This is a genomic window from Planomonospora sp. ID67723, from assembly GCF_015711605.1.
Lineage (GTDB): Bacteria > Actinomycetota > Actinomycetes > Streptosporangiales > Streptosporangiaceae > Planomonospora_A.
This window is the reverse complement of sequence record NZ_JABTEZ010000003.1, coordinates 1,062,805-1,082,102: the sequence shown is the minus strand read 5'-3', so window position 1 is coordinate 1,082,102 and position 19,298 is coordinate 1,062,805. Positions and strand designations below refer to the sequence as shown.

The window sequence follows — 19,298 nt, the reverse complement described above, 5'->3', positions numbered from 1 at the left end:
CCACCGCTCTCAGCCCGCCTCGCGCCAGCCTTCGTACTGCTCGGCCAGCCCGTCCATCCAGCTCTGCCCCTCCGGCGTCAGGACGTCATCGGGATCCTCGACCACCACGACCCACTGGGCGTCCTCGGCGTCGTCCTCCCCCGCCAGGGTCTCCCGCACCACGGCGGGCGTCTCCAGCGCGGGGAACTCCTCGGCCACCGTCTCCGCGGCCTCCTCGGCCGCGTCGCGGTCGGCGAACACCAGCAGGTGTCTCATCTCTCCCTCTCCGATGTTTCCCTGAAGGGGACGCGCGGCGGCGGGACATCCGTCGCCGGAGCGCTTGGCCGTGGACGTGGTCGCCGGGGCCCGAGGCGATCTTCGTCCACCCTCGCCTCGCGCGCGTCCATGACGCCTTCGACGGGGACCGCGACGACCCGACAGCCTATCTCGACATCGCCGACGAGCCGGGCGCGGACCGCGTGCCCGACGTCGGCTGCGGGACGGGGCATCCGGCCGCCCACGGCTGCCGAGCGCCGGCCGCGCGGGAAGCCCCCGATCATCCGGGCGCGAGTCCGCGTTCGCCCCCGAGCCGCAGGCCTGAGCCGACGCGGAGGCCTTCCTCGCGCCGGCGAGGCCGGAGCGGCCCCGCACGGGAGCCGACGATCCGGGTGGGGCTCTTCCCGCAGCTTCATTGACAACATATTGTCCTAATGACAACATATTGTCATGAACAAGATCTACCACGCGGTATACGAGACCATGGCCGACTGGGAGACCGGACACGCCACCGCCCACATCAGGAACGGCCACCACCACAGGGAGCCCGGCCGCTACGAGCTCGTCACCGTCGGGCTCACGACCGAACCGGTCACCACCATGGGCGGCCTGCGCGTCACCCCCGACGTCCCCATCGGCTCGGTCGAGGACGCGGCGATGCTCATCCTGCCCGGCGCCGCCCTCTGGGACGAAGGCGACGAGCTCGCCCCCTTCGCCCGCAAGGCTCGCGAGCTGCTGGAAGCGGGTGTGCCGGTCGCGGCCATCTGCGGCGCGACGGCCGGGCTGGCCCGCGAGGGGGTCTTCGACACCCGCGGCCACACGAGCGCCGCGCCGGCGTACCTGCAGATGCAGCAGGGGTACGGCGGCGCGGAGCACTACGTCGAAGCGCTCGCCGTGACCGACGGGGACCTCATCACGGGCACGCCCACCGCACCGGTCGACTTCGCCCGCGAGATCTTCGCCAAGCTGGACCTGTACACCCCGGAGGTGCTGGAGGCCTGGTACCAGCTGTTCGCGCACAGCGACGCCTCGGCCTTCGAAACGCTGATGGCATCATCGGACGCATGAGCGACACGGGAGATCTGCTCTCGGAGGCCGCGCTCACCGTCTACCGCCTCAACGGGCAGTTCCTCGGCGTCGGCGACATGCTCGCCAGGCCGGTGGGGATGACCGTCGCGTGGTGGCAGGTGCTGAGCGCGGTCCTCGACGAGCCCATGCCCGTGGCCGGCATCGCCCGGCTACGCGGGCTGACCAGGCAGGCCGTGCAGCGGGTCGCCGACCTGCTGGTAGAGCAGGGCCTGGCCGATTACGAACCGAATCCCGCCCATCGCAGAGCCAAGCTGCTGCGGCCCACCGCCAAGGGCGTGGCTGCGATAGAGCGGATCGGCCCCGACCTGGAGGCACTGGCGAACCGGGTGGTGGACGAGCTCGGCCCGGACGGCCTGAAGCAGGTGATCGACGCGCTCAAGCGGCTCTCCGCCGCCCTCGACCACGTCGCTCATCCGTGAGCGCACAGGCCCCGGCCGATCGTCTCGTGAACCACGCGCGTCTCCGGGTGGCCGGGGAAGCTCTCGTGCGGGCACCGGGACGGCTCGGACGGGGACACCGGCGACAGTGATCGCAGGTGTCCCCGTCGTCACGCCGGGGACCGAGCGGAGAACGCGCGATCAGGCGCCGCGGAGCCGGGCCCCGGTGCGCTCGCCGGCCAGGGCCACCGCCGCGTCGCGGGCCGCGGTGGTCTCCTCGACGGTCAGCGTGCGGTCCGCGGCCCGGAAGCGCAGCGTGTAGGCCAGCGACTTCCTGCCCTCACCGGCCTGCGCGCCGGTGTAGACGTCGAACAGCCGGATCGACTCCAGCAGTCCGCCGGCGCCCTCGCGCAGCGCCGTCTCGACCTCGGCGACCGGGACGGCCGCGTCGACGATCAGTGCGACGTCCTGAGTGGCGACCGGGTAGGCGGAGACCGGAGGGGTCTCCGCCGGGCCGGGCAGCACGGCCTCCAGCCGGGTCAGCTCCAGCTCCATCGCGCAGGTGCGCGGCGGCAGGCCGTACGCCTCGATGACGCGGGGGTGCAGCTCTCCGGCGTGGCCGACGAGCGTCTCCCCGGCGTACAGCGCGGCGCAGCGGCCCGGGTGCCAGGGCTCGTGCCGGTCGGCGCGGACCTGAAGGTCCACCCCCGCCTCGCGCGCCACCGTGCGGGCCGCCTCGACGGCGTCCGCCCAGGTGGCCGCCCGGCCCTTGCCCCACCAGCCGGAGCGCTGCAGCTCCCCGGCCAGCACGACCGCGACCCGCCTGGGCTGGGCGGGCAGGGCGCCCTCGATCGAGGCCAGCTCCTCCTCGGTGGGCCGCCGCTCCACGCCGAGCACCGGCGCCCGCTCGGGCGCGCCCGCGGCAGGCCGGTAGACCAGCCCGGTCTCGAACAGGGCCACGTCGCCGAAGCCGCGGCCCACGTTGCGGACCAGGGTCTTCAGCAGGCCCGGCAGCAGCGTGGTCCGCATGAGCGGCTCGTCCTCGCTGAGCGGGTTGGCCAGCCGTACGGCGCGGCGGCGCGCGTCGTCCTCGGGCAGCTGCAGGTTGTCGAAGTCACGCTCCCCGACGAACGGGTAGGCGAGGATCTCGACGTAGCCGGCGGCGGCCAGCGCCCGGCCGACCCGGCGGCGCAGCCGCTGGCCCTCGGTCAGACCGGCCCCGGCCGGGGCGGCCGGGAGGATCGAGGGCAGGTTCTCGTAGCCCTCGAGCCGGATGACCTCCTCGGCGAGATCGTTGGGGTCGGTCAGGTCGGGCCGCCACGACGGCGGGGTGACCGTCAGCATGTCGTCGCCGGTAACGGCGAGCTTGGCCGCCAGCTCACCGGCCGGGGCGGCGGAGCCCTCCTCGACCGTGCAGCCGACCTGCTCCAGGCGGCGGATCACGGTCCCACGGTCGTAGTGTGTCCCGGCGACCGTGCCGGGGTGGCCGCTCGGCATGGAGACGCGGACCGGCTCGACCTCGATCGCGGCGTGGGTCGCCCCCGGCTGGATCGTGCCGCCGCCCAGCTCGGCGAGGAGCCGGACCGCGCGCCAGGACGCGTACAGCGGCAACTCTCGGTCCACGCCCCGCTCGAAGCGCTTGGACGCCTCGCTGACCAGGTTGTGGCGGCGGGACATGCGCGCGATGCCGCTGGCGGAGAAGTGCGCGGCCTCGATGACGATGTCGGTGGAGTCGTCGGAGATCTCGGTGTGCAGCCCGCCCATGGTCCCGGCCATCGAGATCACGCCGGACCCGTCGGTGATCAGGACGTCCTCGGGATGGAGCGCGCGCACGACGTGGTCGAGCGTCTCCAGCTTCTCCCCCGGCTGGGCCCGGCGCACCACGATCTCACCGGTCAGCCTGGTCGCGTCGAAGGCGTGCAGGGGCTGACCGAGCTCGAGCATCACGTAGTTGGTGACGTCGACGGCCAGTGAGACCGGGCGCATGCCGGCCCGCGTCAACCTGGCACGCAGCCAGAACGGGCTGGGCGCGTGCGGGTCGAAGCCATGGATCTCGCGTAGCACGAAGCGGTCGCACGCGGTCGGGTCAGCGATCGAGGCCGGGTAGGAGGGGCCGGACTCGATCGGCGGGGAGACGTCGGCCGGGTCGCGGAAGGCGACGCCGAAGGCGGTGGCGGCCTCGCGGGCCACGCCCCGGATGGACAGGGCGTAACCGATGTCCGGGGTGATCTCCAGCTCGATGACGTCCTCGCGCAGGCCGAGCAGCTCGACCACGTCGACGCCGATCGGCGTGCCCTCGGGCAGCACCATGATGCCGGAGTGGTCGTCGCCGAGACCCAGCTCGCGCTCGGAGCAGATCATGCCCTCGGACATGCGCCCGTAGGTCTTGCGCGCGCCGACCTCGAACCCGCCGGGCAGCACGCCGCCGGGCAGCACGACCGGCACCCGGTCCCCGGCGGCGAAGTTGGTCGCGCCGCAGACGATCTGCCGCGGAGCGGCCTCGCCGACCTCGACCTGACAGTGCCGGATGGGCTTCTTGAAGCCCTCCAGCTCCTCGACGGAGAGCACCTCGCCGACCACGACGTTCTTCACGTCGTGGCCGTAGGAGGTGACGGCCTCCAGCTTGAGCCCGGCCGCGGTGAGCTTCTCGGCCACCTCGTGGGCGGTGACGGCGGGGAGATCGACATACTCCCGCAACCAGGAAAGCGGGACCTTCATCAGACCTCCATCCCGAACGGGAGCGTGAAGCGCACGTCTCCCTCGACCATGTCGCGCATGTCCTCGGCGTTGTGGCGGAACATCAGCGTGCGCTCGATGCCCATGCCGAAGGCGAACCCGGAGTATCGGGCCGGGTCGACGCCGCAGGCGACGAGCACCCGCGGGTTGACCATGCCGCAGCCCCCCCACTCGATCCAGCCCTCGGACTTGCACGTACGGCACGGCGGGTTGCCGGGCACCGCCGAGGCGCCGCGGCAGACAAAGCACTTGAGGTCCATCTCGGCCGAGGGCTCGGTGAACGGGAAGTAGTTCGGCCGGAACCGGGTGGTGATGCCCTCGCCGAACATGACCTCGGCGAAGCGGTCCAGGGTGCCCTTGAGGTGGGCCATCGTCAGGCCCTCGTCGATCGCCAGTCCCTCGACCTGGTGGAAGACCGGGGTGTGGGTGGCGTCGAGCTCGTCGGTGCGGAACACCTTGCCCGGCGAGATGACGTAGACCGGGAGCTCGCGGCTGAGCAGGGCCCGGATCTGCACCGGCGAGGTCTGGGTGCGCAGCACCTTGCCCGAGTCGACGGACTCCACGAAGAAGGTGTCGTGCTCGGAGCGGGCAGGGTGGTCGGGCGCGATGTTCAGCGCGTCGAAGTTGAACCACTCGCCTTCGAGCTCGGGCCCCTCGGCCACCTCGTATCCCATCGCGACGAACGCGTCGGCGATGCGCTCCTGCAGCGTGGTCAGCGGGTGCCGGGCGCCGCGCGGGGCGTGGTCCCACGGGAGGGTGACGTCGACGGTCTCCTCGACGAGCACCCGCTCGTCCCGCTCGGCCTCCAGCTGGGACTGGCGCTCGGCGAGGGCGTCGGCGACCGCCTTGCGGGCGGCGCCGATGCGCTTGCCCGCCTCGGCGCGGGCCGCCGGAGGCAGCGCGCCGATCTCGCGGTTGGCCAGCGCGATCGGCGAGCGGTCACCGGCGTGCGCGAGCCGCGCCTGCTTGAGTTCGTCGAGGTCACGCGCGGCTTTGATGGCGTCGAGGGCGTCGGCCTGCATGCGCGCCATCTCGTCGGCGTGCAGCGGTGTCACCTCGACCGGGTCGTAGTTAGACAAGAGAGAGCTCCGAATCCAGGGCCTAAGCGGCCATGAGTCTATCGCTGAGCCGTGCCGGGCATGGCGGACCGCGGGCACAGCGGGTGGAAAATGATCATCGCGGCACTGATCGTCGTGACGCCGGTTTCTGTGACATCGGTCGTCGCGACGCTGAAGAGCCCACCGGGCCGGCGTCCGCCTCAGGCGAAGTCGGGGGTGCCGGTGGGCACCATAAATCGGAACTCGGCCCCGCCCTCGGGGCCCGGCTGCACCGAGATGCTGCCGCCGTGGGCCTCGATCAGGCCCTTGACGATGAACAGGCCGAGCCCGGTGCCGCCGCGGCGGCGGGCGTTGCCCCGCCAGAACTGCCGGAACACGCGCGTGACCAGCTCGGGCGGGATGCCCTCTCCCTGGTCGCGGACGGACACGGCCACTCCCCACTCGTTCGGTTCGACGACTATTGTCACCGTACCCCGTCCGTGCCGCACCGCGTTTTCCATCAGGTTGGCCAGAACCTGATCGATCTTGTCCTGGTCGAGCCAGGTCTCGGGCAGCTCGCCGCGCACCTGGAGGCGGAAGCGGTCCTCCGGCTCGCCCGCGGCGATCCGTCCATCGATGATCTTGCGGACCCGGGCCGGGATGTCGACGACCTGACGGTGGATCTCCAGCCGTCCGGACTCGATGCGCGAGACGTCGAGCAGCTCGGTGATCAGCCGGGTCACCCGGTCGGCGTCGGCGTTGACCGTCTCCAGCATGACGAGCTTCTGGTCGTCGGTGAAGCGGGTCCATTTCGCCAGGAGCGTGGCGGTGAACCCCTTGACGCTGGTCAGCGGGGAACGCAGCTCGTGGGCGACGGTGGAGACCAGGTCGGCGCGGCTGCGCTCCAGGCGGGCGCGGACGCGGGCGTCACGCAAGGTGATGACCACGCGGACGACCTCTCCGCCCCGCTCGGGGGTTCGCACCAGCCGGGCCGCGACGAGCATCTCCTGCCCGCTCGGAGTGCGCAGCGGGAGCTCGGGCTGGCGGGTGCGGGAGGGCAGCCCGCCGTAGGGGTCGAGCCATTTCCACCAGTCGCGGCCGTCCTGGTCGCGGAAGGAGAACACATCGCGCACGTGGCGGCCGGCGGCCTCCTCGTGGGTGACCCCGGTCAGGCGGGCGGCGGCCCGGTTGACGGTCAGGACGTGGCCGTCGCGGTCGGTCACCACGAGCCCGTCCGGAAGGTCGTCCACATCGATCATGCGTGCGGAGTCAGCGCTCCGCCCGCCGGTGTGTCCGTCGTGCACGACCCCGCCTCCTCGACGCTACAAGGCCGACAATAGCGGGTTTCCCGTGTTCTACGGCAGCGGCGGAGCGGGGGCGCGGGAACCGGCCCGCTGAGATCGGGCAGATGCGTACAGACACACCGCGGCGGCGGTGGCGAGGTTCAGGCTCTCGGCCCGCCCGTAGATCGGCACCCGGACGACGTCGTCGGCGAGCCCGAGGATCTCCTCCGGCAGCCCCCACGCCTCGTTGCCGAAGATCCACGCGGTCGGCCCGGACAGGTCCACGTCGTCCAGCGTGCGGGTGCCCGCGCCGTCGGCGGCGAGAACGCGCAGCCCGGACTCCTTCAGCTCTCGTACGGCCTGCGCCACCGGGGCTCCGATGGCGATCGGGAGGTGGAACAGGCTGCCGGCGCTGGCGCGCACGCACTTGCCGTTGTACGGGTCCACCGAGGCGTCGGTGAAGAGCACCGCGTCGGCGCCGGCCGCGTCGGCCGCGCGGAGCACCGTCCCGGCGTTGCCCGGGTCGCGGACGTGCGCGAGGACGGCCACCAGGCGGGCGTCGGCGGTGACGGCGCGCTCCAGCGGCACGTGCACGAACCGGCACACAGCCAGCAGGCCCTGCGGGGTGACCGTCTGGGCGAGCTCGGCCATGACCTCGCCGCTGGCCCGGTGAACGGGGACCCCCGCCGACCGCGCCGCGGCGACGATCTCGGGGTGCCGGACCTCGGCCTCGGCCGTGGTGAACAGCTCTGTGACGACGTCGTCCAGGGCCAGCGCCTCGCGGACCGCCTGCGGCCCCTCGGCCAGGAAGGAGCGGTCGCGGTCCCGGAAGGCCCGCTTGGTCAGCCGCCGGGCGGCCTTGACCCGCGGCGACTTGATGTTGGTCAGTTCAGAGCCCGCCATACCTGTCCTTCGAGAAGCCCGAGAATGCGAACGCGGCCCACAGCGTGATCGCTGTGGGCCGCGTGCCGTACGGAACCGGCGTCCGGCGCGACGCGGTCGCGACCGGAGCGTCCGCGGTGGGACGCCGTCCGGTGTGCCCGGTGCGACCTTAGTGCGCGACCGGGGCGTTCACGTTGGCCGGCAGCGCCTTCTTGGCGGCCTCGACCAGCGTCGCGAACGTGGCGGCGTCGTTGACCGCGAGGTCGGCGAGGATCTTGCGGTCGACGTGGATCTCCGCGAGGCGCAGACCCTGGATGAGCCGGTTGTAGGTGATGCCGTTCTGGCGGGCAGCGGCGTTGATGCGCTGGATCCAGAGACGGCGGAAGGTGCCCTTGCGGTCCTTGCGGTCGCGGTAGGCGTAGGTCATCGAGTGGAGCATCTGCTCCTTGGCCTTGCGGTACAGACGCGACCGCTGACCCCGGTAGCCGCTCGCCCGCTCGAGAACGACCCTGCGCTTCTTCTTGGCGTTGATCGCCCGCTTCACGCGTGCCATGTGTATCTATCTCCCCGGGGGTCGTTACTTAGCGAGCAGCTTCTTGATCTTCTTCGAGTCGGCGTCGGAGAGCACGACCTCGGACTTGAGACGGCGCGTCAGGGTGGAGGACTTCCACTCGTTGTAGTGCGCGCGGTTGGCGCGGCGGCGCTTGATCTTGCCGGAGCCGGTGATCCGGAACCGCTTCTTCGCACCACTGTGCGTCTTCATCTTCGGCATCTCAGCCGTCTCTCCCTCGATCGTGCCGATGTCCCGGGCCGGTAACCCGAGTCAAGGGCATGCCTGACTGCGAGACCGGACCCGGTCTCGGATTCCTCTCGCGACTGCCTGAGCGTTCAGGCTATGCGAGTCACTCCTGCGGAGCGGACGCCTCGTCGGGCGCGGGCGCCTCAGCCGGGGCGGGCGTCCCGTCGGCGGACGTCTCGGTCCCCGAGGCTTCCTCGCTTCGCTGCGCCTTGGCCGCCGCCTTCTCGGCCTTGGCCTCAGCCTTCTTCTTGTGCGGGCCGATCACCATGATCATGTTTCGGCCGTCCTGCTTGGGCTGGGACTCCACGAAACCGAGGTCCGTGACATCCTCCGCCAGCCGCTGCAGGAGCCGGAATCCCAGCTCGGGCCGGGACTGCTCCCGCCCGCGGAACATGATCGTGACCTTGACCTTGTCTCCCGCCTTGAGGAACCGCACCACGTGACCCTTCTTGGTCTCGTAGTCGTGCGGGTCGATCTTCGGCCGGAGCTTGATCTCCTTGATGATCGTGTAAGCCTGGTTGCGACGCGCCTCGCGTGCCTTCATGGCGGACTCGTACTTGAACTTGCCGTAGTCCATGAGCTTGCACACGGGCGGGCGAGCCGTGGCCGCGACCTCCACGAGGTCGAGGTCGGACTCCTGAGCCAGCTTCAGAGCATCACCGATGGAGACGATGCCCACCTGTTCCCCGTTCGGGCCGACGAGGCGCACCTCGGGCACACGAATACGGTCGTTGATGCGGGGCTCGGCGCTGATGGGGCCTCCTAGGTTGCGATCCGCTGCCGTCCATGGGGGACGACTGCCACGTGCTCGATCGTGCCGGGAGGTCACGCCGGTCGCGCCTCTCGACCAGGACTGGCCGGGACGCGGAACGCAAAATGCCCCGCACGTCGCGCATGCGGGGCCACATGGGCTCACAAGCCTCGAAGCCGTAAGCCCGCCGGTTTCACCCGGCGTGATCCTTTACCTGCCGACCTCGCGGCCGACCAGGTGGGAGGCGAGCCTCCGCTTGCGCGTCCGGCAGGCATGCCGGACCGATCGAGTACCCACGTTACCACAACCGTGCGTGAGCCCACGAATCACCTCTTGCCCATATGAAGATGATCGATATATAAAGATCGTATGAGCGAACGATCGATGCAGGAGCCGACGTTCCTGATCCTCACCGCCCTCGCCGCGGGTCCCCAGCACGGGTACGGAGTCATCACCGACGTCCGGGAGATCTCCGGCGACCGGGTACGGCTCCGCGCCGGCACCCTCTACGCCGCTCTGGACCGGCTCCAGGCCGAGGGCCTCATCGCGACCGACCGCGAGGAGGTGGTGGACGGCCGCGTCCGCCGCTACTACCGGCTGACCGACGAGGGGGGCGCCCGCCTGGCCGCCGAGGCCGAGCGTCTGCGGCGGCACGCCGAGGCCGCCACCGCCCGCCTGCGCGCCCGCCTCGCCGGAGGCTCCCTGTTCCGCCGCGCTCTCGCGGCAGGCGCCGCGGCGCGGCCCGTCCCGCCGGGAGGCGGCCTGTTCCACCACGGCCTTGCGGGAGGCGCGGCGTGAACACGCTTGAGGCCCTCTACCGCAGGCTGCTGTCCTGGTATCCCGAGGACCACCGGGCCCGCCACGGAGAGGAGATGATCGGGGTGCTTCTCGCCGGGGCCGAACCGGGCCGCAGGCTCCCGGATCCGCGCGATGCCTTCGACCTCGTCCGGGGCGGGATCCTCGTCCGCGCCCAGCGGCTCCTCGGTCCCGAGTCCGCTCCGCGCTGGCGGGATGCGCTGAACGTGGCCGCGATCGTCGCGCCGCTCTACTTCCTCGTCGCCGCCACCGGCAACGTGGTCATCCTGGCCGTCACCGGCCTGGACTCCGCCGGGCAGGTCGTCCCCGCCGGACCGCACCTCGTCCGGCAGGCCGCCCTCGTCTGCCTGGCCCTCCTGCCGAACGCCCTCATCCTCCTGCTGGCGCTGCGGGGACCGCGCCGGGCGGCGGTGGCCTGGGCATGGGCGTGGGGACTGGCCGGCTTCGCGCTCAACCACCTCGCGGCCGCGGCCCTGCTGGGGGAAGGCTCCCTCGCCGAGGACTGGACCAGCCCCTCCGCGGTCCTGTCCCAGTCGCTGCCCGGCGTCCTCGTCGCCCTGCTGCTGACCTTCGCTCCGCGTCCCGCCGAGGGCGCGACCCTGATGGGACGAGGAACCCTGCTCCGCTGGACGGCCGTGTCGGTTCTGGCCCTGGGGGTGACCACCCTCGCCTGGCACGCGTTCATGGTGGACTTCTTCATCGAGCAGCTGGCCGTCCCGGCGCTGACCGCCATGGCCTGCGGCGCCGGCAGCCGCACCCCGGTGGGCCGCCGCGCCGTCCTGCTCGTGCTCCCGATCATCGTGGTGGTCTACGCCCAGCAGGTGCCCCGGCATTTCGAGATGCGGGGTTGGCTCCCGCTCCTGCTGGAGGTGCTCCTCGTCGGCGTGCTGTTCACCACGGCCCGGCGGGGCTTCAGGCCGTACGGCTCCGGGACGGTCAGCTCGCCCGACCCGCTCGCCTGAGGATCTCGGCCTCCCCGGCGGCGCGCATCGCCTCCACCGGGACGTCGGTCCGGCCGGTCATCAGCTCGACCTGCCGGACCGCCTGATGCAGCAGCATCGGGAAGCCACCGATCACGGCCCCGCCCGCCTGCCGTACGGCTTCCGCCAGCGGGGTCGGCCAGGGGGCGTAGACCACGTCGAAGACCGCAGGCACCCGGACGGCCACCTCCCCGGCGAGGCCGTCGGCCGCGCCGGAGGGCAGGGTCGAGACGACGAGGTCCACGTCCAGGGCGGCGTCGAGCTTGTCGAAGGTCCGCACCTCCAGCGCGACCTCCAGCCGCTCGGCCACCTCCGCCGTCTCCCCGGCTCTGGCCGGGTCGCGGACCACCAGCGTCACCCCGCCCAGGCCCAGCTCGCGCAGGGCGGCCAGCGCGGAGGCGGCCGTCGCCCCTCCTCCGAGGACCGTCGCGGAGCGCGGCGCGGCCACCCCGGCCTCGGCCAGGGCCCGCACGATGCCGTACACGTCGGTGTTGTCCCCGTGCCGGCCGTCCTCGCGGAAGACCACGGTGTTGGCCCCGCCCACCTCGACGGCGAGGCCGGAGACCGTGTCGAGCAGCGGCAGCACGGCCCGCTTGAGCGGCATGGTCAGCGAGAGCCCGGCCCACTCGGGGCCGAGCCCGCCGAGCAGGGCGGGCAGCCCCGCCTCGTCGCACTCGATCGCCTCGTAGCTCCAGCCGTCCAGGCCCATCGCGCGGTAGGCGGCCCGGTGCAGGTACGGCGAGAGCGAGTGGGCGATGGGCGAGCCGAGGACCGCGGCCCGCGTCACCCGCCGCCTCTGTTCCGCTCGAACTCGGCCTTGATCTTGATGAACTCGGCCTCGGTCGCGACGAACTTGGTGATGCCCCGCTCCAGGTCGGTGGTCACGAACCAGCGCCACTTCCCCTTGGGGGGGTTGAGCGCGGCCCGGATGGCGTGGTCGCCGGGGTTGGAGATCGGGCCGGGCGGCAGTCCCGTCCTCCGGTAGGTGTTGTAGGGCGACCTGCTCTCGACCTCGGCGTTGTTCAGGGCGACGCCGTACTTCTTCAGCCCGTAGAAGGTCGTGCTGTCCATCTCCAGCATCTGACCCACGTCGAGGCGGTTGTAGATGACCCGGGCGATCTTGCCCATGTCCTCGACGTTACCGGCCTCGGCCTGGACGATGCTGGCGACCGTCATGATCTCGTGCGGGGTGTACCCGAGCGCCTTGGCCTCCGCCTCCAGCCGGTCCTTCTCCGCGGTCTGGTTGAAGCGGTCGACCATCGCGGTGAGGATGTCGGCGGCCGACATCTTGGGGGTGATGTCGTAGGTGGCCGGGAAGGCGTAGCCCTCCAGCCTGCCCTTGGCGTAGTCGGGCAGGCCCAGCGCGGACGTGTCCTTCGCCGCCTGCTCGAACTCCTTCAGCGGCTTGCCGGTCGCCTTGGCCAGCGTGGCCAGCGTGTCGGACAGGCGCAGCCCCTCCTTGAGGGTCACCCGCTCCAGCAGCTGCTTGCTCGGGTCGAGCATCTCCACGGCGGCGGCGGCCGACATCTGCTTGCGCAGGGTGTAGACGCCCGGATGGAGGGAGCCGCTCTTGCCCGCGGCGGCGATGGCGTCGACGAACGCGTCGGCGCTCTTCACCACGTCCTGCTTCTCCAGGGTCCGCGCGACGTCGGAGGCGGTCTGCCCCTGCTGGATCTCCACCGAGACCTCGCCGACGCCCTGTCCGCTGTAGTCCTCGACGACCATCGCGTCACGCAACCAGGTGTAGCCGTAGTAACCGCCCCCGCCGATGCCGCCCAGCAGGACGATCAGCGCGAGCATCGGGGCCAGGAAGCCACCCTTGTTACGACGGCGCTTGCGGCGGCGGCCACGCCCACCACCGGAGTCGCGTCCTGCGGACGCGCGGGACCGGCGCTTCGACCGACCATCGTCGTTCTCGGCGCCGACCAGGAAGTCCAGATCGAGATCATTCATAGAGTCGCTGGCCAATCTCCCGGTGCGGGCGGCCCGACGTCAAGCGAACGTGCCAAACCATGAAGGTTCGCCGAGCCAAACATGCCACTGCCCGGGGCGCCGTCCTCCGGCTCCCGGGTGTCTGCCGCCGCACGCGACGGGACGGGGGGTGTTCCGTCGAACATCACCGCACCCAGGCGGCTCTGTTCGGCTTTTCCCGGTATCTCACGAACTCACTCTCTTTGTCAGCGAATTTCGTGATTCTATGCTCCGGATCGGTCGGCGCAAACCGGAGCAGCCGGTTTCCGCATGGCTCCGGGCCTCCACGACGCCCCGGACGAACCGGAGGGGGCAGGACTCCCTCCCGATCCCGTTCACGCAGGAAGAGCACCCCAAGACCGGCGGAACCCCGCGACCGGTGAGGGCCGCGGGGCGGCGGAGACCGCCGTGCCGCGAAGCCTCGGTGCCGCATCTCCTGTGCCGCCACCGCGCCCGGAGCGTCGGACGCGGGCCCGGTCAGCCGCCGGGCTTCCCACCGGAGCGGTCCCGTGGCGGCTCGACCGGCCGCCCCGGGGGCCTGCCGGTGGCGCGCTCGGCGTCCAGGGCCGCCTGGAGCAGCACCACGGCCGCGGCCTGGTCCACCACGTCGCGCTGGTTCTTCGCCTTCACCCCGCTGGCCCGCAGGCCCTGCTGGGCGGTGACGGTCGTCAGCCGCTCGTCGAACAGCCGTACCGGGACCGGTGCCAGCCGGGCCGCGATCCGGGCCGCGAACTCGCGGGCGAGCCCCGCGGCCTGTCCCTCCCGGCCGGACAGCGAGGTCGGCAGGCCGACCACGACCTCGACGGCCTCGTGCTCGCCCGCGAGCTCGGCCAGCCGGTCCAGGTCGCCCCTACCCCGGCGTACGGTCTCCACCGGTGTGGCCAGCAACCCCGAGGGGTCGCTGCGGGCCACCCCGATGCGGACCGAGCCGACGTCGACCCCGAGGCGTGTGCCGTTCCTCATCCTGCTCTCACCGTCTCGGCCTCGCCCGTGGGCCGGGTCCGGCCCACGGGCGTCCTGCATCGTCTGGCCGTCTCAGGCCGTTCGCCGGCCTCAGGCCAGGGCCTGGGCGATCGCCTGCTCGACGGCGCCGAGCGCGTCGCCGATCGCCCCGGGGTCGGCCCCGCCGCCCTGGGCGACGTCGTCCTTGCCGCCACCGCCGCCGCCGAGGGCCTTGGCGGCGACGCCGACCAGCCGGCCCGCCTTCAGGCCGCGCTCGCGGCCGGCGTCGTTGACCGTCGCGACGACGACCGGCCGGTCCGCGGGGACGCCCGCCACGACCACGACCGCGGCGCGGTCGCCGGAGAACCTGCCGCGCACGTCGAGGGCGAGCTTGCGCAGGTCGTCGGCGGAGGTGCCGTCGGGTGCCCGGTGCGTCACGACGGAGACCCCGCCGGTGTCGCGGGCCTTGCCCGCCAGCTCCCCGGCGACGGCGAGCACCTGGGCCGAGCGGAGCCGCTCCAGCTCCTTCTCGGCGGTGCGCAGCCGGGTGACGATGCCCTCGACGCGCTCGGGCAGCTCCTCGCGGCGTGCCTTGAGCTGCTCGGAGAGCTGGGCGACGAGCACGCTCTCGCGGGCCAGGAAGCGGAAGGCGTCCAGACCGACCAGGGCCTCCACACGGCGCACGCCGGCGCCGATCGAGGACTCGCCCAGCACCTTGACCAGGCCGAGCTGGCCGGAGTTGGAGACGTGGGTGCCGCCGCAGAGCTCGCGGGAGTAGTCGCCGACCTCGACGATGCGGACGGTCTCGCCGTACTTCTCGCCGAACAGGGCCAGCGCGCCCATCGCCCGGGCCTCGGCCTGGGAGGTGTGGAAGGCGTTGACCTGAAGGTCGTTGATGAGGACGGCGTTGACCTCGTCCTCGACGTCGCGCAGCACGCTGGGCGGCACGGCCCCGGCGGCGGTGAAGTCGAAGCGGAAGCGGCCGGGGGAGTTCTCCGAACCGGCCTGCGCCGCCGTCTCGCCCAGCGCGTTGCGGAAGCCGCGGTGCACCAGGTGGGTGGCGGTGTGGCTGCGGGAGATGGCCCGGCGGCGCTCGACGTCGATCTCGGCCTCGGCGGAGTCGCCCACCCGGACCTCTCCGGTGCGGACCTTGCCGCGGTGCACGACGACGCCCGCCACCGGGGACTGCACGTCCGTGATCTCGATCTCGGCCCCGGCGGTGCGGATGACGCCCTGGTCGGCGAGCTGGCCGCCGCCCTCGGCGTAGAAGGGCGTACGGCCCAGCACGACCTCGACCGCGCTGCCCGCGCCCGCGGCGGGGACCGTGGCCCCGTCGACGAGCAGGCCGATGACCTCGGACTCGGCGGTCACCTGGTCGTAGCCGAGGAACTCGACTCTGCCGGCCTTTTCCAGGATCTGGCCGAACACCGAGATGTCGGCGTTGCCGGTCTTCTTGGCGGCGGCGTCGGCCTTGGCCCGGTCGCGCTGCTCCTTCATCAACCGGCGGAAGCCCTCCTCGTCGACCTGCAGGCCCTGCTCGGAGGCCATCTCCAGGGTCAGGTCGATCGGGAAGCCGTAGGTGTCGTGGAGCTGGAAGGCCTGGTCGCCGGCCAAGATGCTCTGCCCCTTGCGCTTGGTCTCCTCCACCGCCACGTCGAAGATCGCGGTGCCGGTGCGGAGAGTACCGAGGAAGGACGCCTCCTCGGCGTCGATGACGCCGTGGATCTGCGGGGCGTCGGCCTTGAGCTCGGGGTAGAGCTCACCCATCACGTCGATGGCGACGGCGGTCAGCTCGTGCATGTAGCGCTCCTCGCCGGAGCCGAGCAGGCGCAGGTTGCGGATCGAGCGGCGCAGGATGCGGCGCAGCACGTAGCCGCGGCCCTCGTTGCCGGGCAGCACGCCGTCGGCGACCAGCATGGTGCCGCTGCGGACGTGGTCGGCGACCACGCGCAGGCTGACGTCGGAGCGGGCGTCACGGCCGTAGCGGGTCCGGGTGAGCTCGGCGGCCCGGTCGAGGATCTTGTAGGTGGTGTCGATCTCGTAGATGTTGTCGACGCCCTGCAGGATGGCGGCCATGCGCTCCAGGCCCATGCCGGTGTCCACGCTCTTGGCGGGCAGCTCGCCGGTGACGTCGAAGTCGATCTTGCTGCGGACCGCGCCGAGCTGGAACTGCATGAAGACGTTGTTCCAGACCTCGAGGTAGCGGTTCTCGTCGGCGACGGGCCCGCCCTCGCGTCCGTACTCGGGACCGCGGTCGTAGTAGATCTCGGTGCACGGCCCGCCCGGGCCCGGCACGCCCATGTGCCAGTAGTTGTCGGCCAGCCCGCGGCGCTGGATGCGCTCCAGCGGCACTCCGGCCTGCTTGTGCCAGATCTCCGCGGCCTCGTCGTCGTCGTGGAAGACGGTGACCCAGAGCCGCTCCTCGGGGAAGCCGAACCCGCCGTCGGCCTCGGACCTGGTCAGCAGCTCCCAGGCGAACGGGATCGCCTGCTCCTTGAAGTAGTCGCCGAAGGAGAAGTTGCCGAGCATCTGGAAGAACGTGGCGTGCCGGGTGGTCTTGCCGACCTCGTCGATGTCGGGGGTGCGCACGCACTTCTGGACGCTGGCGGCACGCTTGTAGGGAGGCGTGCGCTGGCCCAGGAAGTAGGGCTTGAAGGGAACCATGCCCGCGGGGACCAGGAGCAGCGTCGGGTCCTCGGCGATCAGGCTGGCCGAGGGCACGACGGTGTGCCCACGCTCCTCGAAGAAGCGCAGGAAGCGGCGGGCGATCTCTGCCGACTCCATGTCAGCGGCCATCCTTTACGTCGTAGTGATAGGTGTCGTCCACAGTGTCGAGCCCGAGCCGGGCACGCAACTCGGTTTCCCGCCTGGCCGCGCCGTCCAGCGCGTCCTCGGCGAAGAGCCGGGCCTGTTCCAGCACGCCGGAGGCGTTGCGTACGGCGCGCCGGGCCACGTGGTCGGGACGGAGCGCCTGGAGTTTGCGCATGACCCACACGGCGCCGAACGCGCCCAGGGACATGTAGAACAGCCGCCGGATCATCGCCTCCGCCTCTCCAGCGAGCGGGGGGCCGACCGCCCGCGGGCGCTCATGGCCCGCCGGATGCCGTGGCCGAGCGCCGCGACCTTGATGATCGGACCGGTGACCAGCGTCTGGGTGGCGTCGCTGACCTTGGCCACGTGCCCGCTGACCTGTTTGACGTCGCGGATGACGGCCTCGACCTCGACGAGCTGGCGGTTGGCCTCGCCCACGGTGGCCGCGACCTCCTCCAGCAGCGGCACCACCCGGCCGTTCAGCTCGGAGACCGCCTTACTGGTCTCGGCGAGCAGTCTGGCCAGCTTGAGCAGGACCATGACCAGAAAGCAGACCAGGACCACACAGGCCACGGCCGCGATCAGTCCGGCGACCTCTCCTGCGGTAAGCATGCGCCGATCTCCCTACGTCACCCGGAATGGCAAGACCCTATCGCGTCCGGCCCTCTTCCCCCGGCACGCCGCGGAGGAACGCCCGGATCCTGGACCATCGGTCGGCGTAGGCCGCCTCGGCGCCGTGCCGGGTGGGCCGGTAGTAGCGGCGGTCGCGGAGCGACTCGGGGATGTAGTCCTGGCGCACCAGGCCGTGCTCGAAATCGTGGGGGTACTTGTAGCCCCTGCCGTGGCCGAGCTTCTCCGCCCCGGCGTAGTGGGCGTCGCGCAGGTGGCCGGGGACCTGGCCGATGTCGCCGCGCCGCACGTCCTCCGAGGCCGCGCCGATGGCGGTGATCACGGCGTTGGACTTGGGGGCCAGCGCGCAGTGGATGACCGCCTGGGCGAGGTTGAGCCGTCCCTCGGGCAGGCCGATGAACTCCACCGCCTGGGCGGCGGCCACCGCGACCTGCAGGCAGGTGGGGTCGGCCATGCCGACGTCCTCGGAGGCGAAGATCACGATCCGGCGGGCGATGAACCGGGGGTCCTCGCCCGCCTCGATCATCCGGGCCAGGTAGTGCAGGGCGGCGTCGGCGTCGGAGCCGCGCATGCTCTTGATGAACCCGCTGATCACGTCGTAGTGCTGGTCGCCCTGGCGGTCGTAGCGCACGGCCGCCTTGTCCACCGCCCGTTCCACCACCTCGACGGTGATCTCGCCGTCGGCGATCAGCGCGGCGGCCTCCAGGTAGGTGAGCGATCGGCGGGCGTCGCCGCCGGCCAGCCGTACGAGGTGGTCGGCGGCCTCGGGCGCCAGCCGCGCCCTCCCGTCCAGGCCGCGCGGGTCGGCGACGGCGCGCTCCAGCACCGCCCGGACGTCGTCGTCGGACAGGGGCTCCAGGGTCAGCAGCAGGGAGCGCGACAGCAGCGGCGAGATGACGGAGAAGAACGGGTTCTCCGTGGTCGCGCCGATGAAGGTGACCCAGCGGTTCTCCACCGCGGGCAGCAGGGCGTCCTGCTGGGCCTTGTTGAAGCGGTGCACCTCGTCCACGAACAGCACGGTCTGGCGCCCGGACATGCCCAGCTCGCGCCGGGCCTGCTCGATGGCCGCGCGCACCTCCTTGACCCCCGCCGAGACCGCGGAGACCTCCACGAAACGGCGCCGGGTCACGCCCGCCACGACGTAGGCCAGGGTGGTCTTCCCGGTGCCGGGCGGTCCCCACAGGAACAGCGACATCGGCGCCTCGGCCTCCACCAGGCGGCGCAGCGGCGTTCCCGGGCCCAGCAGGTGGCGCTGGCCGATCACCTCGTCCAGGCCGCGCGGGCGCATCCGAACCGCCAAGGGCTCCTGGCCGCGGTGCGCCTCCTCCGCCGCCGAATCGAACAGGCTCTCCACAGCCCCGACAGTACCGCCAACGGCGGGGCCCCGGCCTTCCTCGCCGGCGGGTACGGCCCCGCCCGGCCTGGACCGTACCCGCCGGGCGCCCCTCAGCTCCCCCAGACGGCCGCGGCGCCGCTGTGCCCGGCCCGGACCGCGTAGTAGACCACCGCGGCGGCCAGGAGCACGGTGAGCACCGTGAGGACCAGCGTCACCGGGCGGCTGTGGCGCTCTGCCCGCAAGACCTGGACGAGGGCCAGCGAGACCAGGCCTAGGCCGGCCACGGCCAGCGTCAGCGGCGTCCCGAACGCCTCGTGCTCGGCGATGCGCCCGCCGAGCGTCCCCTCGACGGAGGAGAACCGGCCTTCCTTGAGCGCGATCCCGCTCTGCCTGGCCGCCAGTGTGGCGAGGGGGGCGGTCACGGCGAGTCCGAGGACCGCCCATCGCAGTGCGGCGCGCGTACGCGGGGCAAGCGCGTAGACCGTCGCCAGCACCGCGAGCAGCGGCGTCAGGACCACGGTCGCGTGGATGATCAGGGGATGGGCGGGAAGCCCCAGGATTTCTTCGAACATAGTGGTGCTCCGGTCGTGCGCGGCTCGTCAT

At 72.0% G+C, this 19,298-nt stretch carries 20 protein-coding genes; 4 read left to right on the top strand and 16 right to left on the bottom strand.

Translation table 11 applies throughout. The features are described from left to right. Positions 1-9: 9 nt before the first annotated feature. Positions 10-255: a hypothetical protein gene (locus tag HS041_RS26440; protein ID WP_196443477.1), complete on the bottom strand. Its 246-nt coding sequence runs from the start codon at positions 253-255 to the stop codon at positions 10-12. A gap of 450 nt (positions 256-705) precedes the next feature. Here HS041_RS26440 and HS041_RS26435 point away from each other — a divergent pair, with 450 nt between their 5' ends. Continuing rightward, the gene (locus HS041_RS26435; RefSeq protein WP_196443476.1) at positions 706-1,323 is read left to right on the top strand and encodes a type 1 glutamine amidotransferase family protein; all 618 of its coding nucleotides are present in this window, start codon (positions 706-708) and stop codon (positions 1,321-1,323) included. After that, positions 1,320-1,763: a MarR family winged helix-turn-helix transcriptional regulator gene (locus tag HS041_RS26430; RefSeq protein WP_196443475.1), complete on the top strand. Its 444-nt coding sequence runs from the start codon at positions 1,320-1,322 to the stop codon at positions 1,761-1,763. The genes HS041_RS26435 and HS041_RS26430 overlap by 4 nt, the downstream gene beginning before the upstream one ends. Positions 1,764-1,922: 159 nt before the next feature. Here HS041_RS26430 and pheT read toward each other — a convergent pair whose 3' ends face one another. The 7 genes from pheT to infC all read right to left on the bottom strand — a co-directional run bounded on the left by pheT (position 1,923) and on the right by infC (position 9,287). Next, positions 1,923-4,439, bottom strand: coding sequence for a phenylalanine--tRNA ligase subunit beta (pheT, locus tag HS041_RS26425; RefSeq protein ID WP_196443474.1), 2,517 nt, complete (start codon positions 4,437-4,439; stop codon positions 1,923-1,925). Beyond that, positions 4,439-5,488: a phenylalanine--tRNA ligase subunit alpha gene (pheS, locus tag HS041_RS26420; RefSeq protein WP_196443573.1), complete on the bottom strand. Its 1,050-nt coding sequence runs from the start codon at positions 5,486-5,488 to the stop codon at positions 4,439-4,441. Before pheS ends, pheT begins: the two co-directional genes overlap by 1 nt. Before the next feature lie 227 nt (positions 5,489-5,715). Then, positions 5,716-6,753, bottom strand: a complete 1,038-nt coding sequence (locus HS041_RS26415; protein ID WP_196443572.1) for a sensor histidine kinase — start codon at positions 6,751-6,753, stop codon at positions 5,716-5,718. Positions 6,754-6,849: 96 nt separating this feature from the next. After that, complete coding sequence (locus tag HS041_RS26410) at positions 6,850-7,680, bottom strand: TrmH family RNA methyltransferase (protein WP_196443473.1); 831 nt, start codon at positions 7,678-7,680, stop codon at positions 6,850-6,852. A 148-nt stretch (positions 7,681-7,828) separates the two neighbouring features. Further along, entirely contained in the window at positions 7,829-8,212 is a 384-nt protein-coding gene (rplT, locus tag HS041_RS26405) for a 50S ribosomal protein L20 (RefSeq protein ID WP_184946813.1), read from the bottom strand. Positions 8,213-8,236: 24 nt separating this feature from the next. Beyond that, entirely contained in the window at positions 8,237-8,431 is a 195-nt protein-coding gene (gene rpmI / locus HS041_RS26400) for a 50S ribosomal protein L35 (RefSeq protein WP_196443472.1), read from the bottom strand. A gap of 130 nt (positions 8,432-8,561) precedes the next feature. Next, complete coding sequence (infC, locus tag HS041_RS26395) at positions 8,562-9,287, bottom strand: translation initiation factor IF-3 (protein ID WP_307845478.1); 726 nt, start codon at positions 9,285-9,287, stop codon at positions 8,562-8,564. Positions 9,288-9,578: 291 nt separating this feature from the next. Here infC and HS041_RS26390 point away from each other — a divergent pair, with 291 nt between their 5' ends. Both HS041_RS26390 and HS041_RS26385 read left to right on the top strand, forming a co-directional pair. Continuing rightward, the gene (locus HS041_RS26390) at positions 9,579-10,007 is read left to right on the top strand and encodes a PadR family transcriptional regulator (protein ID WP_230879611.1); all 429 of its coding nucleotides are present in this window, start codon (positions 9,579-9,581) and stop codon (positions 10,005-10,007) included. Next, a complete protein-coding gene (locus HS041_RS26385) occupies positions 10,004-10,987 on the top strand; it encodes a hypothetical protein (RefSeq protein WP_196443471.1) in 984 nt (327 codons plus the stop codon). The genes HS041_RS26390 and HS041_RS26385 overlap by 4 nt, the downstream gene beginning before the upstream one ends. Here HS041_RS26385 and HS041_RS26380 read toward each other — a convergent pair. From HS041_RS26380 to HS041_RS26345, 8 genes are all read right to left on the bottom strand, one after another. Beyond that, the gene (locus tag HS041_RS26380) at positions 10,962-11,792 is read right to left on the bottom strand and encodes a shikimate dehydrogenase (RefSeq protein WP_196443470.1); all 831 of its coding nucleotides are present in this window, start codon (positions 11,790-11,792) and stop codon (positions 10,962-10,964) included. The genes HS041_RS26385 and HS041_RS26380 overlap by 26 nt on opposite strands. Beyond that, the gene (mltG, locus tag HS041_RS26375; protein WP_196443469.1) at positions 11,789-12,958 is read right to left on the bottom strand and encodes an endolytic transglycosylase MltG; all 1,170 of its coding nucleotides are present in this window, start codon (positions 12,956-12,958) and stop codon (positions 11,789-11,791) included. Before mltG ends, HS041_RS26380 begins: the two co-directional genes overlap by 4 nt. Before the next feature lie 495 nt (positions 12,959-13,453). Continuing rightward, positions 13,454-13,939: a Holliday junction resolvase RuvX gene (gene ruvX, locus HS041_RS26370; protein WP_196443468.1), complete on the bottom strand. Its 486-nt coding sequence runs from the start codon at positions 13,937-13,939 to the stop codon at positions 13,454-13,456. A gap of 90 nt (positions 13,940-14,029) precedes the next feature. Then, positions 14,030-16,702 carry an alanine--tRNA ligase gene (gene alaS, locus HS041_RS26365; RefSeq protein ID WP_196443467.1) on the bottom strand — a complete coding sequence of 891 codons (2,673 nt, stop codon included), beginning with the start codon at positions 16,700-16,702 and terminating at the stop codon, positions 14,030-14,032. Between the two features lies 1 nt (position 16,703). Beyond that, entirely contained in the window at positions 16,704-16,958 is a 255-nt protein-coding gene (locus HS041_RS26360) for a hypothetical protein (protein ID WP_196443466.1), read from the bottom strand. Continuing rightward, positions 16,955-17,341: a DUF948 domain-containing protein gene (locus HS041_RS26355; protein ID WP_196443465.1), complete on the bottom strand. Its 387-nt coding sequence runs from the start codon at positions 17,339-17,341 to the stop codon at positions 16,955-16,957. The genes HS041_RS26360 and HS041_RS26355 overlap by 4 nt, the downstream gene beginning before the upstream one ends. Positions 17,342-17,378: 37 nt before the next feature. After that, positions 17,379-18,713: a replication-associated recombination protein A gene (locus HS041_RS26350; protein WP_307845477.1), complete on the bottom strand. Its 1,335-nt coding sequence runs from the start codon at positions 18,711-18,713 to the stop codon at positions 17,379-17,381. Positions 18,714-18,805: 92 nt separating this feature from the next. Then, positions 18,806-19,267, bottom strand: coding sequence for a DUF2231 domain-containing protein (locus HS041_RS26345; RefSeq protein WP_196443464.1), 462 nt, complete (start codon positions 19,265-19,267; stop codon positions 18,806-18,808). Positions 19,268-19,298 lie beyond the last annotated feature (31 nt).

What these genes read in the sequence shown, in the direction of transcription:
- HS041_RS26440 (WP_196443477.1), bottom strand. Translation starts at nt 255, where the DNA reads ATGAGACACCTGCTGGTGTTCGCCGACCGCGACGCGGCCGAGGAGGCC.
- HS041_RS26435 (WP_196443476.1), top strand. Translation starts at nt 706, where the DNA reads ATGAACAAGATCTACCACGCGGTATACGAGACCATGGCCGACTGGGAG.
- HS041_RS26430 (WP_196443475.1), top strand. Translation starts at nt 1,320, where the DNA reads ATGAGCGACACGGGAGATCTGCTCTCGGAGGCCGCGCTCACCGTCTAC.
- pheT (WP_196443474.1), bottom strand. Translation starts at nt 4,439, where the DNA reads ATGAAGGTCCCGCTTTCCTGGTTGCGGGAGTATGTCGATCTCCCCGCC.
- pheS (WP_196443573.1), bottom strand. Translation starts at nt 5,488, where the DNA reads ATGGCGCGCATGCAGGCCGACGCCCTCGACGCCATCAAAGCCGCGCGT.
- HS041_RS26415 (WP_196443572.1), bottom strand. Translation starts at nt 6,753, where the DNA reads ATGATCGATGTGGACGACCTTCCGGACGGGCTCGTGGTGACCGACCGC.
- HS041_RS26410 (WP_196443473.1), bottom strand. Translation starts at nt 7,680, where the DNA reads ATGGCGGGCTCTGAACTGACCAACATCAAGTCGCCGCGGGTCAAGGCC.
- rplT (WP_184946813.1), bottom strand. Translation starts at nt 8,212, where the DNA reads ATGGCACGCGTGAAGCGGGCGATCAACGCCAAGAAGAAGCGCAGGGTC.
- rpmI (WP_196443472.1), bottom strand. Translation starts at nt 8,431, where the DNA reads ATGCCGAAGATGAAGACGCACAGTGGTGCGAAGAAGCGGTTCCGGATC.
- HS041_RS26390 (WP_230879611.1), top strand. Translation starts at nt 9,579, where the DNA reads ATGAGCGAACGATCGATGCAGGAGCCGACGTTCCTGATCCTCACCGCC.
- mltG (WP_196443469.1), bottom strand. Translation starts at nt 12,958, where the DNA reads ATGAATGATCTCGATCTGGACTTCCTGGTCGGCGCCGAGAACGACGAT.
- ruvX (WP_196443468.1), bottom strand. Translation starts at nt 13,939, where the DNA reads ATGAGGAACGGCACACGCCTCGGGGTCGACGTCGGCTCGGTCCGCATC.
- alaS (WP_196443467.1), bottom strand. Translation starts at nt 16,702, where the DNA reads ATGGAGTCGGCAGAGATCGCCCGCCGCTTCCTGCGCTTCTTCGAGGAG.
- HS041_RS26360 (WP_196443466.1), bottom strand. Translation starts at nt 16,958, where the DNA reads ATGATCCGGCGGCTGTTCTACATGTCCCTGGGCGCGTTCGGCGCCGTG.
- HS041_RS26355 (WP_196443465.1), bottom strand. Translation starts at nt 17,341, where the DNA reads ATGCTTACCGCAGGAGAGGTCGCCGGACTGATCGCGGCCGTGGCCTGT.
- HS041_RS26345 (WP_196443464.1), bottom strand. Translation starts at nt 19,267, where the DNA reads ATGTTCGAAGAAATCCTGGGGCTTCCCGCCCATCCCCTGATCATCCAC.